Genomic DNA, 14,521 nt, shown 5'->3' on the forward strand with positions numbered 1-14,521 from the left:
CTGCGCAGCTCCCAGCAGATCTGCCTCCGGCAGCACGCCCTTGTCCGGCCACGGCGCCGGGACGAGGGTGGGGTCATGACCGACGAACGCAGACCCACATCCCTCGACGACACCCTGACCCAGCAGCTCATGAGCCACCGGATCCTGCTGCTCGGCACCGAACTGGACCAGGAGGGCGGCAACCGGCTGTGCACGCAGCTGATGCTGCTCTCCGCCGAGGACCCGCAGCGGGACATCAGCCTGTGGATCAACTCCCCCGGCGGGTCCGTGCCCGCGATGCTCGCGATCCGAGACGTCATGCGCCTCATCCCGAACGACGTCTCCACCGTGGTCCTGGGCCTGGCCCTCAGCGCCGGACAGTTCCTCCTCAGCGCCGGGACGCACGGCAAGCGCTTCGCCCTGCCGCACGCCCGCGTGCTGCTGCACCAGGGCTCCGGCGGTATCGGCGGCACCGCGATGGACATCGCCATCCAGGCCGAGGACCTGCGGCACACACGGGACACCGTGCTCGGGCTCATCGCCGCGGACACCGGTCAGCCGATCGGGCGCGTCACCGCCGACTCCCTGCGTGACCGCTGGTTCACGGCGGCCGAGGCGCGGGAGTACGGGTTCGTGGACCGGATCATCGACCACCTGGACGACATCCGGCCGGGCCGGCGCGCGGCCGTCAGCCTGGGCGGTGTGCGATGAGCAGCTACACCATCCCCTACGTCACGGTGCGCCACGGCAACGGGTCGCAGCAGACCCTCGACATCTACAGCAGCCTGCTGACCGAGCGCATCATCTATCTCGGCACGCCCCTGGACGACGGCGTGGCCAACGCGCTGATCGCGCAGCTGCTCCACCTGGAGTCCGCGAGCGCGTCGCTGCCGATCGACCTGTACATCAACTCGCCCGGTGGATCCATCAGCGCCATGCTCGCCGTGTACGACGCGATGCAGTACGTCACGCCCCCGGTCCGCACCACGTGCATCGGCCAGGCGACCTTCACCGCGGCGGTGCTCCTCGCCGGGGGTGAGCGCGGCGCGCGCTCCATCCTGCCGCGCGGACGCGTGGTGCTGCACCAGCCGACGATCGACACGGGCCGGGGCACCATCCCCGACCTCATCCTCGAGGCCGACGAGGTGGAGCGGATCACGGCGCTCCTCGACGAGCTCCTCGCCCGGCACACCGGGAGGACGGTGGAGGACATCCGGCGGGACACGGACCGGAACCTCGTCCTCGACGCCCGCCAGGCCGTGCACTACGGCGTGGTCGACACCGTGGTGGAGTACCGCAAGACGGACCCGCCCGCGTAGGGACGGGCAGTCCCGACCCGGCCCGGCTCAGGCGGCGAGGCGGACCTGCGGTCCTCCGCCCCGGGCCATCCGGGTGGTGGCATGGGAACTCAGGGTCCGCACCGTCACACCCAGCGAGCGCGCGATGGCCGCGAGGATCTCCGAGGAGGCGTCCTTGCGGCCGCGTTCGATCTCGGAGAGGTACTGCGGCGAGATGGCCGCACGGCCGGCGACGTCCGTGAGCCGCTCGCCGCGGTCGAGCCGGAGGTCGCGCAGCACGTCGCCGTAGGCCTCGCGCAGGAGCGGCTCGCGCCCCGGGCGGGTGTCCTCAGGGACCTCGTCCGGGCGGGCCGTGCGCGGCCGGGCCTGCCGGCGTCGTCCGGTGGTTGCAGCTGACGGGAAATACAGGATCTCGCCCATGCACCCTGACTGTAGCCGCGCGCGGGGCGGCGTGGGGACCGCTCTGCTCAGGGCAGAGCGGCCGGGTCCTAGCTCGTCCTCCGCCGGTACGTCGCGATGGCGACGGCGTAGGCGGCGGCGAGGAGCGCGGTGCACCACGCGAGCGCCGTCCAGAGGTCGCCGCCGACCGGCTGGCCCGCGAACAGGTCCCTGATCGAGTCCACGATCGACGTGACCGGCTGGTTCTCGGCGAACCAGCGGACGGGGCCGGGCATGGTCTCCGTCGGTGCGAAGGCCGAACTGACGAACGGGAGGAAGATCAGCGGGTAGGAGAACGCGCTCGCACCGTCCACGGTCTTCGCGGACAGGCCCGCGATCACCGCCATCCAGGTCAGGGCGAGGGTGAAGAGCACCAGCATGCCGAGCACACCCAGCCAGGCGACGGGACCCGCCGACGTCCGGAAGCCCATGAGGAGGGCGACGCCGACGACGATCGCGAGGGAGACGAGGTTCGCGACGAGCGAGGTGAGCACGTGCGCCCACAGCATGCTGGACCGGGCGATGGGCATGGACTGGAAGCGCTCGAAGATGCCGCTCTGCAGGTCCAGGAACAGCCGGTACGCCGTGTACGCCACACCGGACGCGATGGTGATGAGCAGGACGCCCGGCAGCATGTAGTCGACGTAGGAGGACGTGCCCGTGTCGATCGCCCCGCCGAACACGACGACGAACAGGACCATGATGGCGACGGGCATGACCGCCGTCGTGACGACGGTGTCGACGCTGCGGGTGATGTGGCGCAGCGACCGGCCGGTCAGCGCCGCGGTGTCGCGGACCAGGTGGGTGCTCATCGGGATCCCCCTCCGGCCTGCTCATCCCTGCCCGCCGGGGCGGTGCCGATGATCGCGAGGAACACGTCCTCGAGGGTGGGCTGCTTCTCGACGTACTCCACCCGGGCGGGCGGGAGGACCTGCCGGAGCTCCGCGAGCGTGCCGTCCGCGATGATCCGGCCCTCGTGGAGGATGGCGATGCGATCGGCGAGCTGCTCGGCCTCGTCCAGGTACTGCGTGGTCAGCAGCACGGTGGTCCCCTGCCCTGCCAGTTCCCGGACGGCACGCCACACCTCCAGCCGGGCCTCCGGATCGAGGCCCGTGGTCGGTTCGTCGAGGAAGATCACCGGCGGGCTGCCGATGAGGCTCATGGCGATGTCCAGGCGGCGGCGCATCCCGCCGGAGTAGGTGGCCGCCTTCCGGTCCCCCGCATCGGTGAGGGCGAAGCGCCGCAGCAGGTCGTCGGCGACCTGCTGCGGATCCTTCAGGTGCCGGAGCCTCGCGACGAGCACGAGGTTCTCGCGGCCGCTGAGGACCTCGTCGACGGCGGCGAACTGCCCCGTGAGGCTGATGGACTCCCGCACGTCCGGCGCCTGGGTGGCGACGTCGAAGCCGTTGACGGTGGCCGTCCCGTCATCGGGGGCGAGCAGCGTGGACAGGATCCTCACCACGGTCGTCTTGCCGGCGCCGTTCGATCCGAGGAGCGCGAAGATGCTGCCGCGGGCCACCTCGAAGTCGACGCCGCGGAGGACGTGCAGGTCCCTGTAGGACTTCGCGAGTGCCGTCACGCGGATCGCAGGAGCCCGGGCGGTCATCTTCGTTCCTCCGCCTCTGCGTGGTCGATGGCCTTCGCGAGCCTGTCCCGTTCCGTCCGGATCCAGCTCCCGCCGCCGTAGTTCTGCATGAACTCCTCGGCGAACTCCACGGGGTCGGTCCCGACGACGTCGCGCAGCGGCGTGCCTGCGGCGACGCTCTGCTCGAAGAGGTCCGCGAGGTCGGTGACCATCGCGATGAGGCTGTTGCCGTCGTTGCTCGGTCCGAGGTGGAGCAGGTAGCGCTCCAGTGCGAGGGCCGCCTCGCGGTAGCCGTCGGGCAACCGCCGCACGCGCTCCCTGTACTCCCGGTACCGCTTCTTGTCGCCGAGATCCCCGACGATCTTCTCGATCCACATGGTCACCGTCCTCCTTCGCGGAGCTGTTCGAGCCGTTCCGAGAGGAAGCTCCAGGTCCTCCAGAACTCATCGAGGTATTCCTGCCCCCGCGCATTGAGGGAGTAGACCTTGCGCGGGGGCCCCTTCTCGGAGGGGACCTTCTCGACATCGACGAGTCCTCGCTGTTCCGCGCGGATCAGGAGTGCATAGATGGTGCCCTCCGCGATGTCCGTGAAGCCCTGATCCCTCAGCCACGCAGTGATCTCGTAGCCGTAGGCCGCCCTGCCGGACAGGAGGGCCAGGACGATCCCTTCGAGGGTGCCCTTCAGCATCTCCGTCGCCTGCTTGCCCATGGATCCCTCCTGCTACCTAGTGATGCTTGATACCGGTACAAAGTATCACTGGGTACCGGTAGCTAGCAAGAGGGAGTAGCACAGTCGCGGAGCGACCATCGCCTTCTTCACCGACCTCGGGCCCACCGGGAACTGACCTGCGGTCGGGTTCCCGAGCCCCGCCCCGCATCGCGTTCCGGCTGGTCGGGACGGACTAGGATCCGAGCATGAGCAGACTCCCCCTCCATCCGTCCGCACGGCAGCGGCCCGCGACCCTGGCGGCCGCCCTCCTCGCCGTCGTCGCAGCGTTCCAGGCCGCCCTCGCCCTCGGCGCGTCGTGGGGGGAAGCGGCATACGGAGGCGTCCACCGGGGTGCACTGCCGGTGAAGTACCGCGCCTCGAGCGCCGTGGCCTCCGTGGCCTACGGCGCGCTCATCCTCATCACGCTGGGCAGGGGTCCGGGCACGACGGCGAGGCGCCGCATCCTCTCGGGGGCCTCGGCCCTCATGATGCTCGGCACCGGCATGAACCTCGCCTCACGATCCCGCCTCGAACGGGCGCTGTGGACGCCCGTGGCGGGGACGCTCGCCGTCACCCTGCTGCGCGCGGCACGCGGCACCCCGACGGCGGACGCCCGCCCTGCAGCTGGTCCTCGAGGTGGGAGCCGGGCTGTCGGCGGAGACGCTGCGGGAGCTGCGGCAGCTGCGGCAGCTGCGGCAGCTGCGGCAGCTGCGGCAGGTGCACGGTGATCATTCCCCGCGGCGGGGTGCCGTCGCCTGGTAGATGATGGCTGTTGCGACGTCCTTCAGCCTGACGTTCGTGTCGTTGGACAGCTTCTGGAGCCGGAGGAAAGCCTCGTCGCTGGTGCAGTGATGCTGGGCCATGAGGATACCCTTGGCCTGCTCGATGCCCGCCCGCGACCTCATCGCCTCCTGCAGTTGCTCCACCTCCTGCCGTGCGGAGCGGTAGAGGCCGGAGGTCACCATGGTCGCCGCCGAGTACTCCGCGAAGCGTTGACTCCGGTCCGCGTCGGATGCGTCCGGATCCGCACTGAGGTAGTCCAGGAGGCGGACGAGGTCCTCGCGGTGCTCGGTGACGTCGTGCACCTCCTGCAGGAGAGCGACCACCCGACCCTCGTCATCCAGGACGGGGCTGTTGACCGGGCTCCAGTACCGCTCGAGGAACGCGCCGGGGCGGGCAGGGTCCGGGATGTCGAAACGGTGCAGGAGCAGACTGTCCCTCTGCCCGGTCCTCTTCACGTGGTCGAGGGATTCGCGCATCACCCTCGCCGGGTCCTGCCCGGACTGTGACGGGCTCTCCGCGAACACCTCGAACGCCTGGCGCCCGACCAGATCGGCCGCGGGAATCCCCACCAGGTCGGCGAACGCCGGATTCACATCGATGATCACGTACTCGGGATCCATCAGCGAGTACGCCGACGACGTCGCCTCGAAGATGCCCCGGGCATGGGCGATGATCCGATCGACCGCCCCTTCCGCGCCTGCACTCCCGCGCTGCTCCACCTCGCGTCCTTCTCCCTTCCAGCATCGGGACATTCCTGGAATGAGACCGATGTCTAAGCCTCCAACCATATCCACCCACGGGGCACCACGTGCGGACACCTCGACGCGACCCACGTCCTATCCGGCCGTGCAGGGCCTATGCATGCGGGGTGATCAGCTGCTGCAGGAGTGCCCCGTACCGACGGATGATGACGTCCTGCCCCTCCGCGAGCAGCCGCTCGTCCCCCACGACCCACAGCGCATACATCAGCCCGCCGACCAGTGCTGCGGCCAGCCGGGCGCGGAGGTCCGCGTCCGGACCGACCAGGCGGGTCTCGAGCGGAGCGACGAAGGTCGTCTCGTGGAGGTGCCGCAGCTGCTCGCCCACGGCTCCGGCGTCGCTGGCGCGCAGGAGCGTGAGATAGAGGGGCCGCAGGTGCCCGTCCTCCTCCAGCACGTACCGGACGAAGCGCTCGCCCAGGTTGTCCGGGTCGCCTTCGAGCAGGGGCTGGTAGTCGGGCATCGACGGCATGGCCTCGAGGAACAGGGCCTCCTTCGTCCCGAAGTAGTGGATGGGGAGGGCGGCATCCACTCCTGCGGCGGACGCCACCGATCTCACCGAGGCGCCGGCGTAGCCCTTCTCGAGGAACAGCGTGCGCGCGGCATGGAGGATCGCCCTGCGCGTCTCGGCCCTGCCCTCGATCATGCTCCAACCCTAGCGTCCGGCACCGGGTCGGCCGGACCCTCCCGGCCGGCCTCCCGGGACGTCCCCGCATCGGCAGGCTGGCCATTCAACACTGTTGAATGTAGCCTGCTGGAACGAGTCACCCTCCTCGCGGACCGTCGGAAGGACCAGCAATGACGCAGACCCCTGCCACCCTGACCGCCCACAGCACCATCGAGCAATGGCTCGTCCATCCCGAGGGCGGACCGGCCCTGCGGGGCTTCCTGGCGCAGGCGGGCACCGATGAGGCCGCCCTCGGCCCGGCCCGCTCCATGCCCCTGCAGCAGCTGGTCGCCCTGAGCCAGGGCGCCCTGCCGCAGAGCGCCGTCGACGGACTGGTGCAGCAGGTCAACGGGGGTGTGATCCCGGAGCCGGATGCCTCCGTCTGGCAGGAGCGCATCATCCCGGGGCGTTTCGAGGGACGCACCGTGATCGTCACGGGCGCCGGATCGGGCATCGGCCGCGCCACCGCGTCACGGGTGGCCCGTGAGGGCGGGCGTGTGCTCGCCGTCGACATCGCCGCGGACCGGCTCGAGGATCTCGCGGCGGCGCTCGAGGGCCACCAGGTCGTCCCGATCGCAGCCGACCTCACGGACACGGCCGCAGTAGCGCGGATCGTCGCGGGCGCTGACGGCCGCATCGACGCACTGGCCAACGTGGCGGGGATCAACGACGACTTCAGCCCGCTCCACGAGGTGTCGGACGCGATGTGGACGCGGGTCTTCGCCGTCAACGTCGAGGGACTCATGCGCCTCACGCGGGCGGTCCTGCCGGTCATGCTCGACGCCGGTCACGGCTCGATCGTCAATGTCGCCTCGGAGGCGGGCCTGCGCGGCTCCGCATCGGGCGTCGCCTACACGGCGTCGAAGCACGCCGTCGTGGGGATCACCCGCAGCGCCGCCTTCATGTACGCGAAGGAAGGCCTGCGTATCAACGCCGTCGCCCCGGGGGGCGTCGCCACCGGCATCCCCATGCCGGGCGCGCCCTCGGCGTACGGTTCATCCCGCCTGGAGGGCGCCCGCGTCAACATCCCCAGCATCGCCGACCCGGCACACCTCGCGGCCACGATCTCGTTCCTGCTCAGCGACGACGGCGTGAACATCAACGGCGCCATCCTGCCCTCCGACGGCGGCTGGTCGGCCGTCTGACCAGGCAGACGAGGTACGGGCGGACATCCTGCGCATCGACGATCGGGAAGGTGGAGGAATGACGAGGATCGACCTGCGGACACGGCTGTTGGGGCGGCTCATCGGTCTGGCGTCCGTGACCAGGCGCTCCGAGGAGCAGATCCTGGCGGACCAGCGCCGAGTGATCGGGCACAACCCGCTGACCGACCTCCTGCTCGGCGGGCTCGCCCGGGGCGTGGAGGTACGGGACACCACGGCTGCCGGCGCCGACGGCGCCATCCGGGTCCGGACCTACCACCCGCCCACGGCGGGTGACGCTCCCCCGCTGGTCGTGTTCATCCACGGTGGGGGCTGGACCTCGGGGAGCCTCGACACGTACGACTGGTTCGCGAGCAGCATCGCCCGCGACGCGCACGCCGTCGTCGCCTCCCTGGACTACCGGCTGGCGCCCGGCCACCGGTGGCCGGCCGCGGCGGAGGATGCGTACGCCGCGACCGTCGACCTGATCGGTCGCGGGGCGGAGCTCGGCGCCGACACGTCCCGTGTCGCCGTCGTGGGCGACAGCGCGGGCGGGAACCTGGCCGCCGTCGTCGCGCTCATGGCGCGGGACCGGTCGGGCCCTGCCATCGCGTTCCAGGGCCTGGTGTACCCCGCGACCGACATGACCATGGCGAGCCCCTCCATCGAGGAGAACGCGTACGCCCCGATCCTCACGAAGGCGGACATGCTGGCGTTCCGCGGTCACTACCTCGAGGACCAGGACCCGCGGCACCCCTATGCGTCGCCCCTGCTCGCCGACGACCTGAGCGGGCTTCCGCCTGCCCTGGTGCAGGTGGCCGAACACGACCCGCTGCGCGACGACGGCCTCCGCTACGCCGCGGCCCTCCGGGCGGCGGGGTCCGCCGTGCGGGCGACGACGTATGTCGGGATGCCCCACGGCTTCATGGCGTTCCCCCGCATCAGCAGGGCCGTTCCGCAGGCACTCGGCGAGCTGTGCCAGGAGCTGCGCAGCGCACTGGTGTAGCGGGAGGCGTCAGCGGGATGCCCGCAGGCCCACCGGGCCCTGCGCCGTCGACGGGTCGACGACGGCGCCGCGCTGCACCATCTCCGCGAGCCCGCGGTTCACGAGGCGGCGGGCCGCGCGGCGGGCGGGCTCCGCGAGGCCTGTGCCGCCACCGGCGACGGCCGACGCGGCGAGGGCCGTCGCGGCGTCGGCCGGGTCGACCGTCGTCCCGCGGGGTGTCCCGTCGAGGCGTGCCAGGAGCCACTCCTCGAGCGCGGCGTCGATGGGCCGGATCTTCCGTGCACGGCAGGAGTCACTGCAGTAGGCGATCGACTCCCAGTTCCGCTCCCACTTCTTCCGCCACTCGATGCGGCGGCCGCAGGAGCGGCAGGTCCTCGGCTCGCGCCCCGCACCGCTCACATGCGGCCGAACACGGCACGGATGACGGCGAAGACGCCGTAGCAGACGAGCCCCACTGCGATGACGGTCAGGACGTACACGCCCAGGGGGTGGTACTGGAGCACCTTGAGGCTGCCGTCGAGCCCGGTGGATTCCTGCGGGTTGCGGTGCAGGCCGGCGAGGACGAACAGCCCGCCCACGAGGAGCAGCGCCAGCCCCTTGGCAACATGCCCGACGACGCCGACCACCTCGATCATGCGTCCGCGGCGGGTGTCCTCGAACTTCCGGAGCTCCGGCCGGAACCCGCGGCGGAGCCCCTTGACCACGAAGTGCACGCCGATGCCGAGGATCACCGCCGCCGTGACGAACACGAGGAAGAGCCCCATGCCCGAGCCCAGGAGGGTCCGCGTGAAGTCCACCGTCGACTCGGAGGAGTCCGGCCCGTCCCCGAGGGCGAATCGCGCGAACGTCCCCGCCATCGATCCGTAGATGACGGCGAGCGCGCCGGACGAGACGTGCTTGCCGAGGCGCTTGCCGGTAGGCAGGTGCCGTGCCCGCAGGGTGGCCTCACTGAGCTGCCACAGGGCCAGGCCCGCACAGCCCACGGCGCAGATCCACAGGGCCGGGGTACCGAGGTGACCCTCGGCCACTTCCTCCAGCGCCCCGGTCGGCTCTGCCTCACCGTTGCCCCCGAAGGCGAGGCGCAACGCGATGAGGCCGATCAGGATGTGCACCACCGCGAGCGCCGCGAAGCCGAGCCGCGCGACGACGTCGAGGGCGCGCGTGTCCGTCGCCTGCTCGACGGCGTCGGCTGCGCGGCCGACCAGCCCCTGCTGGTCCGCACTGCTGTCGGTGGTCACCCGTCCTCCCGGCGTCGTCCGGAGCTCCTCCCCTCTCCGGGCGGAACTTCCGTGATTGCTTCAGCACAGGAGCATAGGCGATGCCGGCGCCCGGTGCCGGACGTCCTCCCCGGAGCGGGGTGGTTGCACCTCGTGACGAAGACAGCGGCCGTGACCCTTGAGTGAAGGCGCGCGCCACGGCAGACTGGTCTCGCCGGCATCACCGGCACGTCAGCGCGCGCCAAGGTCTCAGCACTCCTCCAAGGTCGGTTCTTCAGCGCTGCCCCGACGACCAGGAGCATGCATGACGAACGACGACGCCGTGATCGAGGGCGGCTCCCTGCGCCTTGCCCAGGAGCGGGACCTCACCGCCCTGCTGGAAGCGATGGAGATCAGCGCGGACCTCCCCCGCGTGGTGAGCGAAGCCACCGAGATCCGCAGTGCCGCCGAAGACCTCGGCCGGCTCGACGTGGCCTTCTGGGCGGAGGTGACCGGTCTCGACGCGCTGGCCCGGACGGAGGGCGCGCCCGGGGCGCGGACGCGCGGGCAGGAGATCCTCGAATGGGCACGTGAACAGGGCGACGCGCGGCTGGCCAGCCGCTGCCATGCCCTGATCGCGATGATGGACCTCATCGCCGGGCACTCCGGGTCGGGGGCCGAACAGGCGACGATCTCCGTCTCCCTGCTCGACGGCTCCGAGCTGCCCCGCCTCCGGGCGAAGCTGCTGACGCGCCAGGCCCTCGGCCTCCTGGGCGCAGGCCTCCTGCAGCACGGCTTCGATGTGTCCCGCACGGCACTCACCCTCGCGGAGCAGCTGGACGATCATGAGCTCGTCGGGCAGCTGGCGTCCAACGCGTTCCACGCCGCGCTCGACGACGCGATGCCCGAGGAGGCGCACTTCTGGATGCGGCGGGTCGAATCCGCGTTCGCCGCATCCCCCGATCTCGAGTCCGAGCTGGCCGATGTCCTCGCCCGCGGGCATCTCGCCGGCAACCGCCCCCGGGAGGCCCTCGAGGTGCTCGAGAGATCCGCGGACGACGACCCGGCGAACCTGCAGCCCGAGACGCGCGCCATCCGGATGCTGCTGCTGGCGCAGGCTCAGCACGGGGTCGGTGATCTCCCCGCCGCGCGCTCCGCCCTCGACCGGGCGGAGCGCATCGCTGCGCGGCATGCACTCGAGGAGGTCGCATCGATGATCCTCGAGGAACGCGCTGCCATCGCGGCATCCGGCGCCGACTTCCGTCTCGCCTACGAGCTGCACCGCCAGTTCCACCAGGCGGCGCGGGGTCGGTGGATCGAGGCCAGGCGCTCCCAGGTGGACCACCTCTTCGCCGAACAGCACGTCACCGAGGCCCTCGCGCGGGCGGAGCAGGCGGAAGCCGCCGTCGCGGTCGATCCCCTCACCAAGGTGCGCAACCGCCGCTGGGTGGAGGACTCGCTGCCCGACGTCATCCGCACCTGGCAGACGAGCGGACCGTCGACCGGTGCACTGGCGCTCCTCGACCTCGACCACTTCAAGCAGGTCAACGACCGCTTCGGGCACCCGGCGGGCGACGACGTCCTGGTCTCCGTCGCCTCCTGCCTCGAGGCCTGCCCCGGGGTGCGGCATGTGGCCCGGATCGGCGGCGAGGAATTCCTCCTGGTCCTCCACGAGCACGCCGACCAGGAGCAGGTGGCGCAGCAGGTGCTGGCCGCCGTGCGCGGGCTCCGGTGGCCGCACATCCATCACGGGCTGCGCTGCACGGCAAGCCTCGGTTTTGCCGCGTGTGCGGCCGGTTCGACGTCGGACGGGCTGCTGCGCGAAGCCGACCTGAACCTCTACAGGGCGAAACGCGCAGGGCGGGACCGCGCGGTGGGCTTCGGGTAGGACGCGAGTCAGCTCTGGCGGCCCAGCCATTCCGCGAGGGCGGCCCGCACGAGTTCGGCGCCCTGGTGGCCGCCGTAGTTCGCGGCGAACCGTGGATCAGCGACGTACATCTCCCCGAGACCGCGGACGTAGTCCGCGTGCGGGGAGCCGTCCTCGTTCCGCGGCGTCCCGGGGATGCCGGTGAGCCAGGCCACGTGACGCCCTGCGAGGGCAATCGCCTCATCGCTCGCCGGGGCGATGCCCCGCGATGCGGCGTCCGTCCAGGCGGCGTTGAGGTCCGCGACCTCCCTCCCGAACGCGTCCTTCTCCTCCTGGGACTTGCCGCGCCACCAGGCGTCGCCCTCCGCGTAGGCCTCGCGCCCCCACCGCTCCTCGACCTCGTCCCGGTAGCGGGTGTGGTCGAATCCGTCGAACATGTCTTCTGGCATGGGTTCTTCTCCTCGTTCGAGGGCCTCCACCGTGGTGAGGACCGCCGTGATCTGCCGGCCGAGCCGTTCCTGCTCGCCGCGGAGGAAGTCGAGGTGTGCCCGCAGCACCGAGGCCGGTGCTTCCGCCCGGGTGTCGTCGATGACCTCGGCGATGGCCGGCAAGGACAACCCCAGGTTCCTCAGCAGCAGGATGCGCTGGAGCCTCACGAGGGCCGCCGAGTCGTAGTACCGGTAGCCGTTGGTGCCCACCCGGGATGGTGCGAGCAGGCCGATATCGCCGTAGTGGCGCAGCGCCCGGCTCGTGGTGCCGGTCAGCCGTGCGACGGTGCTGATCGGGTAGTCCACCTCGTCCTCCTCGTCCCGGCAATCGGCGTCGGGACGAGGTCCAGCCTATGGATTGACGCAGCGTCAAGGTCAAGGGGCGGGAAGGAGGACGTGCAGCCGCATTACCGCGCGGCTCGAGGAGGGGAGGAGGCGCGGGCGGTCAGCTGTACCAGAACCACTGCGGCGGACGCCACGACGGCGGAACCGCGTGGGCGTTGAAGGTGCCGCATTCGGAGCAGGTGTAGCTGGTGCTGGCGGGGAGCAGATCGGTGGAGTGTTCGGCCTGGCGTGCGGGCACGAACTCCTCGAAGATCAGATAGTCGTCGGTATGGCACGTGGGGCAGAAGGGGACCTCACCCTTCTCGCCGAGCGTGGTGGGATAGCCGCCCAGGCGGAGGCTACGCCCGTGATCAAGAGTTGTCATGGGAGTCACCGTTTCGGTCTTGCAGCCGACGCTGGTTGCAAGTAGTGGGGTATTTGTACCCACACAGTAGACCCGCAGTACTCACAGCGGAAGGGTGGTTCCCGCACCATCCGTGCCTTGACTACTGGAGCGGTACTCCCTGCTGGCACAATGGCCCCATGACGGCCAGAGCTCCACGATCCGCGGCGGCACTTCCGCCCGAGCAGGCAGGGCCGCTGCGCCGCGCACTCACCGGCAGCGCGGACGTGACCGTCTTCGTGGACGGGACGGCGCACCGTCTGCCGAGCGAGGCGCAGGCCGCCGTCGTCGACCTGCTCGCGCGCCTGTCCGACGGCGACGCCGTCCAGGTGACCTCGGTGGCCGAACTGCTGACCACGTCGCAGGCGGCGGAGCTCGCCGGCATCTCGCACAGCTATCTCCGCAAGCTCACGGACGCCGGGACGCTCCCGGTCGAGTACCGCGGCTCGCACCGGCGCCTGAGGAGGTCCGACGTCGAGGAGTGGCTCCGCGGCCAGCTGCGCAGGGGAGAAGCCCCGCCGGGCGCCGACGCGCAGCACGGCGCAGACACCTGACCGCCTCTAGCCGAGCTCGAACCGGGGCCGTGACCTCCACCGGCGTGCCTTGAGGGCGAGATGCAGTTCCAGCCGCACCATCCCGGCGAGCGGATCGACCCCGATCACCGACCGGATCCTCGACAGTCGGTTGTAGACGCTGCTGCGGTGCAGGTGGAGCTGGGCCGCGACGTCCTGCACGGACCCGTTCTTGTCGTACAGCAGCTCCAGGACGGGCAGCAGTTCGTCCACGCGGTCGGCCTCGCTCAGCTCCGCGAAGCGGATGCTGCCGTGTGTCGGCGCCTGCCACCCGACGGTCCCCAGGAACTGGTACACGCCGATGTCCGTGTACGAGCACACGTCACCGAGCTGCGGATCCACCGCGGCGGCCTGGACGGTGTGGCGGGCCTGATGGAACGCCTCGGCAAGATCGCGGGGGTCGGCTGCCGGTTCGCTCAGCCCGAGCACGATCCGGCCGACCGGGCGGCCCGCGCGCTTCGCGGTTTCGTCCCGATACCGCTCGAGCACCTGCTGCAGCGCGGCCGGGCCGACGCCGGGCGCGCACAGGAGCACGGAGAAGCCGCCGGCTCCGGCGCTGAAGAGTACGGGGGCCACGCCGACCGTCGCCTGGAGGGCGAGGGTGCGCTGCAGGAGAGCGGCCTCGTGCGGGTCTCCTTCGTTCGAGGGCGTGGGCCGGGGTTCATGCACCACGGCCAGGCGCCACGGGCCGTCACCTCCGAGTTCGCGCCAGCCGCGCAGCTCGTCGGCCGCCGCGGCGACACCGCGGCACGCGGCCAGGAAGGTGGCTTCCCGCTGTGTCCGGCGCTCGGAGGATGCCGTGTCCGTCTCGAGGAGGAGCTCGGCCAGGCGGTCGATCAGGGGACGGACCGTGGGCAGTGCGGCAAGGATGCCGGCAGCGGGATCCTCGCTGGACTGCTGCTGTACCCAGAGGTAGCCCACGCGGAAGCCCCGGACGAGCAGCGGGACGCAGACGCGCGCCAGCATGCCGAGGTCCTCGTTGGCGGGGACGGCGACGGCGCGCACCGCCTGCGCGATGCCGTGGCGGAGCTGCCACTCGCTGACATCGGCGGGGACCTTCTTGCTCAGCAGGAAGTTGACCCGGACGCGGTCGGCGGTGGCCTGATGGCTGCTGTAGGCGAGGAGGACGCCGTCGGGATCCTCGAGGGACAGCCCGCGTCCCAGCGACTGCGCGATCGACTCGACGACCTCGTCGATGGCCTGGTTCTGCACCCTCCTACCATAGGCGGGCGGAGCGCATGGGACGACACTTGCCGCTCGGGGACTCGACACCTGTCGATGGTGGCGACAGCAGGGATCTGCTAGT

The 14,521-nt window shown here is 71.0% G+C and carries 19 protein-coding genes; 7 read left to right on the top strand and 12 right to left on the bottom strand.

Annotation, left to right across the window (positions count from 1 at the left end; all coding sequences use genetic code 11):
- Positions 1-75 precede the first annotated feature (75 nt).
- Positions 76-690 (top strand): ClpP family protease, encoded by a 615-nt coding sequence (locus tag V6S67_RS16185; protein WP_334211203.1) that lies wholly within the window; start codon positions 76-78, stop codon positions 688-690.
- Complete coding sequence (locus V6S67_RS16190; RefSeq protein ID WP_334211204.1) at positions 687-1,298, top strand: ClpP family protease; 612 nt, start codon at positions 687-689, stop codon at positions 1,296-1,298. The genes V6S67_RS16185 and V6S67_RS16190 overlap by 4 nt, the downstream gene beginning before the upstream one ends.
- A 27-nt stretch (positions 1,299-1,325) precedes the next feature.
- Here the strand turns inward: V6S67_RS16190 and V6S67_RS16195 are convergent, their stop codons facing one another.
- From V6S67_RS16195 to V6S67_RS16215, 5 genes are all read right to left on the bottom strand, one after another.
- Positions 1,326-1,697 (bottom strand): helix-turn-helix domain-containing protein, encoded by a 372-nt coding sequence (locus V6S67_RS16195; protein ID WP_334211205.1) that lies wholly within the window; start codon positions 1,695-1,697, stop codon positions 1,326-1,328.
- Positions 1,698-1,765: 68 nt separating this feature from the next.
- Positions 1,766-2,527 carry an ABC transporter permease gene (locus tag V6S67_RS16200; RefSeq protein WP_334211206.1) on the bottom strand — a complete coding sequence of 254 codons (762 nt, stop codon included), beginning with the start codon at positions 2,525-2,527 and terminating at the stop codon, positions 1,766-1,768.
- On the bottom strand, positions 2,524-3,321 hold the full coding sequence (locus V6S67_RS16205) for an ABC transporter ATP-binding protein (RefSeq protein WP_334211207.1): 798 nt from the start codon (positions 3,319-3,321) through the stop codon (positions 2,524-2,526). Before V6S67_RS16205 ends, V6S67_RS16200 begins: the two co-directional genes overlap by 4 nt.
- Entirely contained in the window at positions 3,318-3,677 is a 360-nt protein-coding gene (locus V6S67_RS16210) for a DUF1048 domain-containing protein (protein WP_334211627.1), read from the bottom strand. The genes V6S67_RS16205 and V6S67_RS16210 overlap by 4 nt, the downstream gene beginning before the upstream one ends.
- 2 nt (positions 3,678-3,679) lie before the next feature.
- The gene (locus V6S67_RS16215) at positions 3,680-4,009 is read right to left on the bottom strand and encodes a PadR family transcriptional regulator (protein ID WP_334211208.1); all 330 of its coding nucleotides are present in this window, start codon (positions 4,007-4,009) and stop codon (positions 3,680-3,682) included.
- Positions 4,010-4,215: 206 nt separating this feature from the next.
- Between V6S67_RS16215 and V6S67_RS16220 the strand changes: the two genes are divergently transcribed.
- On the top strand, positions 4,216-4,737 hold the full coding sequence (locus V6S67_RS16220; protein ID WP_334211209.1) for a hypothetical protein: 522 nt from the start codon (positions 4,216-4,218) through the stop codon (positions 4,735-4,737).
- Here the strand turns inward: V6S67_RS16220 and V6S67_RS16225 are convergent, their stop codons facing one another.
- Entirely contained in the window at positions 4,738-5,511 is a 774-nt protein-coding gene (locus V6S67_RS16225; RefSeq protein WP_334211210.1) for an ANTAR domain-containing protein, read from the bottom strand.
- A 136-nt stretch (positions 5,512-5,647) separates the two neighbouring features.
- On the bottom strand, positions 5,648-6,196 hold the full coding sequence (locus V6S67_RS16230) for a TetR/AcrR family transcriptional regulator (protein ID WP_334211211.1): 549 nt from the start codon (positions 6,194-6,196) through the stop codon (positions 5,648-5,650).
- A gap of 152 nt (positions 6,197-6,348) precedes the next feature.
- On the opposite strand from V6S67_RS16230, the gene V6S67_RS16235 reads away from it, so the two are divergent.
- Positions 6,349-7,362 carry an SDR family NAD(P)-dependent oxidoreductase gene (locus tag V6S67_RS16235; protein WP_334211212.1) on the top strand — a complete coding sequence of 338 codons (1,014 nt, stop codon included), beginning with the start codon at positions 6,349-6,351 and terminating at the stop codon, positions 7,360-7,362.
- Between the two features lie 58 nt (positions 7,363-7,420).
- Positions 7,421-8,365 (top strand): alpha/beta hydrolase, encoded by a 945-nt coding sequence (locus tag V6S67_RS16240; protein WP_334211213.1) that lies wholly within the window; start codon positions 7,421-7,423, stop codon positions 8,363-8,365.
- 9 nt (positions 8,366-8,374) lie between these two features.
- Here the strand turns inward: V6S67_RS16240 and V6S67_RS16245 are convergent, their stop codons facing one another.
- A complete protein-coding gene (locus V6S67_RS16245) occupies positions 8,375-8,764 on the bottom strand; it encodes a DUF2256 domain-containing protein (protein WP_334211214.1) in 390 nt (129 codons plus the stop codon).
- A complete protein-coding gene (locus V6S67_RS16250) occupies positions 8,761-9,603 on the bottom strand; it encodes a DUF1206 domain-containing protein (RefSeq protein ID WP_334211215.1) in 843 nt (280 codons plus the stop codon). The genes V6S67_RS16245 and V6S67_RS16250 overlap by 4 nt, the downstream gene beginning before the upstream one ends.
- A 283-nt stretch (positions 9,604-9,886) precedes the next feature.
- Between V6S67_RS16250 and V6S67_RS16255 the strand changes: the two genes are divergently transcribed.
- Positions 9,887-11,449 (top strand): GGDEF domain-containing protein, encoded by a 1,563-nt coding sequence (locus V6S67_RS16255; protein ID WP_334211216.1) that lies wholly within the window; start codon positions 9,887-9,889, stop codon positions 11,447-11,449.
- Positions 11,450-11,457: 8 nt separating this feature from the next.
- Here V6S67_RS16255 and V6S67_RS16260 read toward each other — a convergent pair whose 3' ends face one another.
- Both V6S67_RS16260 and V6S67_RS16265 read right to left on the bottom strand, forming a co-directional pair.
- Positions 11,458-12,222, bottom strand: coding sequence for a MerR family transcriptional regulator (locus V6S67_RS16260; RefSeq protein ID WP_334211217.1), 765 nt, complete (start codon positions 12,220-12,222; stop codon positions 11,458-11,460).
- Between the two features lie 139 nt (positions 12,223-12,361).
- Positions 12,362-12,625 carry a hypothetical protein gene (locus V6S67_RS16265; RefSeq protein WP_334211218.1) on the bottom strand — a complete coding sequence of 88 codons (264 nt, stop codon included), beginning with the start codon at positions 12,623-12,625 and terminating at the stop codon, positions 12,362-12,364.
- Positions 12,626-12,783: 158 nt separating this feature from the next.
- Here V6S67_RS16265 and V6S67_RS16270 point away from each other — a divergent pair, with 158 nt between their 5' ends.
- Positions 12,784-13,197, top strand: coding sequence for a helix-turn-helix domain-containing protein (locus V6S67_RS16270; protein ID WP_334211219.1), 414 nt, complete (start codon positions 12,784-12,786; stop codon positions 13,195-13,197).
- A gap of 6 nt (positions 13,198-13,203) precedes the next feature.
- Here the strand turns inward: V6S67_RS16270 and V6S67_RS16275 are convergent, their stop codons facing one another.
- Positions 13,204-14,427, bottom strand: coding sequence for a PucR family transcriptional regulator (locus V6S67_RS16275; protein ID WP_334211220.1), 1,224 nt, complete (start codon positions 14,425-14,427; stop codon positions 13,204-13,206).
- Positions 14,428-14,521 lie beyond the last annotated feature (94 nt).

Source organism: Arthrobacter sp. Soc17.1.1.1, from assembly GCF_036867195.1.
Classification (GTDB): domain Bacteria; phylum Actinomycetota; class Actinomycetes; order Actinomycetales; family Micrococcaceae; genus Arthrobacter_D.

What these genes read in the sequence shown, in the direction of transcription:
- V6S67_RS16185 (WP_334211203.1), top strand. Translation starts at nt 76, where the DNA reads ATGACCGACGAACGCAGACCCACATCCCTCGACGACACCCTGACCCAG.
- V6S67_RS16190 (WP_334211204.1), top strand. Translation starts at nt 687, where the DNA reads ATGAGCAGCTACACCATCCCCTACGTCACGGTGCGCCACGGCAACGGG.
- V6S67_RS16195 (WP_334211205.1), bottom strand. Translation starts at nt 1,697, where the DNA reads ATGGGCGAGATCCTGTATTTCCCGTCAGCTGCAACCACCGGACGACGC.
- V6S67_RS16200 (WP_334211206.1), bottom strand. Translation starts at nt 2,527, where the DNA reads ATGAGCACCCACCTGGTCCGCGACACCGCGGCGCTGACCGGCCGGTCG.
- V6S67_RS16205 (WP_334211207.1), bottom strand. Translation starts at nt 3,321, where the DNA reads ATGACCGCCCGGGCTCCTGCGATCCGCGTGACGGCACTCGCGAAGTCC.
- V6S67_RS16210 (WP_334211627.1), bottom strand. Translation starts at nt 3,677, where the DNA reads ATGTGGATCGAGAAGATCGTCGGGGATCTCGGCGACAAGAAGCGGTAC.
- V6S67_RS16215 (WP_334211208.1), bottom strand. Translation starts at nt 4,009, where the DNA reads ATGGGCAAGCAGGCGACGGAGATGCTGAAGGGCACCCTCGAAGGGATC.
- V6S67_RS16220 (WP_334211209.1), top strand. Translation starts at nt 4,216, where the DNA reads ATGAGCAGACTCCCCCTCCATCCGTCCGCACGGCAGCGGCCCGCGACC.
- V6S67_RS16230 (WP_334211211.1), bottom strand. Translation starts at nt 6,196, where the DNA reads ATGATCGAGGGCAGGGCCGAGACGCGCAGGGCGATCCTCCATGCCGCG.
- V6S67_RS16235 (WP_334211212.1), top strand. Translation starts at nt 6,349, where the DNA reads ATGACGCAGACCCCTGCCACCCTGACCGCCCACAGCACCATCGAGCAA.
- V6S67_RS16240 (WP_334211213.1), top strand. Translation starts at nt 7,421, where the DNA reads ATGACGAGGATCGACCTGCGGACACGGCTGTTGGGGCGGCTCATCGGT.
- V6S67_RS16255 (WP_334211216.1), top strand. Translation starts at nt 9,887, where the DNA reads ATGACGAACGACGACGCCGTGATCGAGGGCGGCTCCCTGCGCCTTGCC.
- V6S67_RS16265 (WP_334211218.1), bottom strand. Translation starts at nt 12,625, where the DNA reads ATGACAACTCTTGATCACGGGCGTAGCCTCCGCCTGGGCGGCTATCCC.
- V6S67_RS16270 (WP_334211219.1), top strand. Translation starts at nt 12,784, where the DNA reads ATGACGGCCAGAGCTCCACGATCCGCGGCGGCACTTCCGCCCGAGCAG.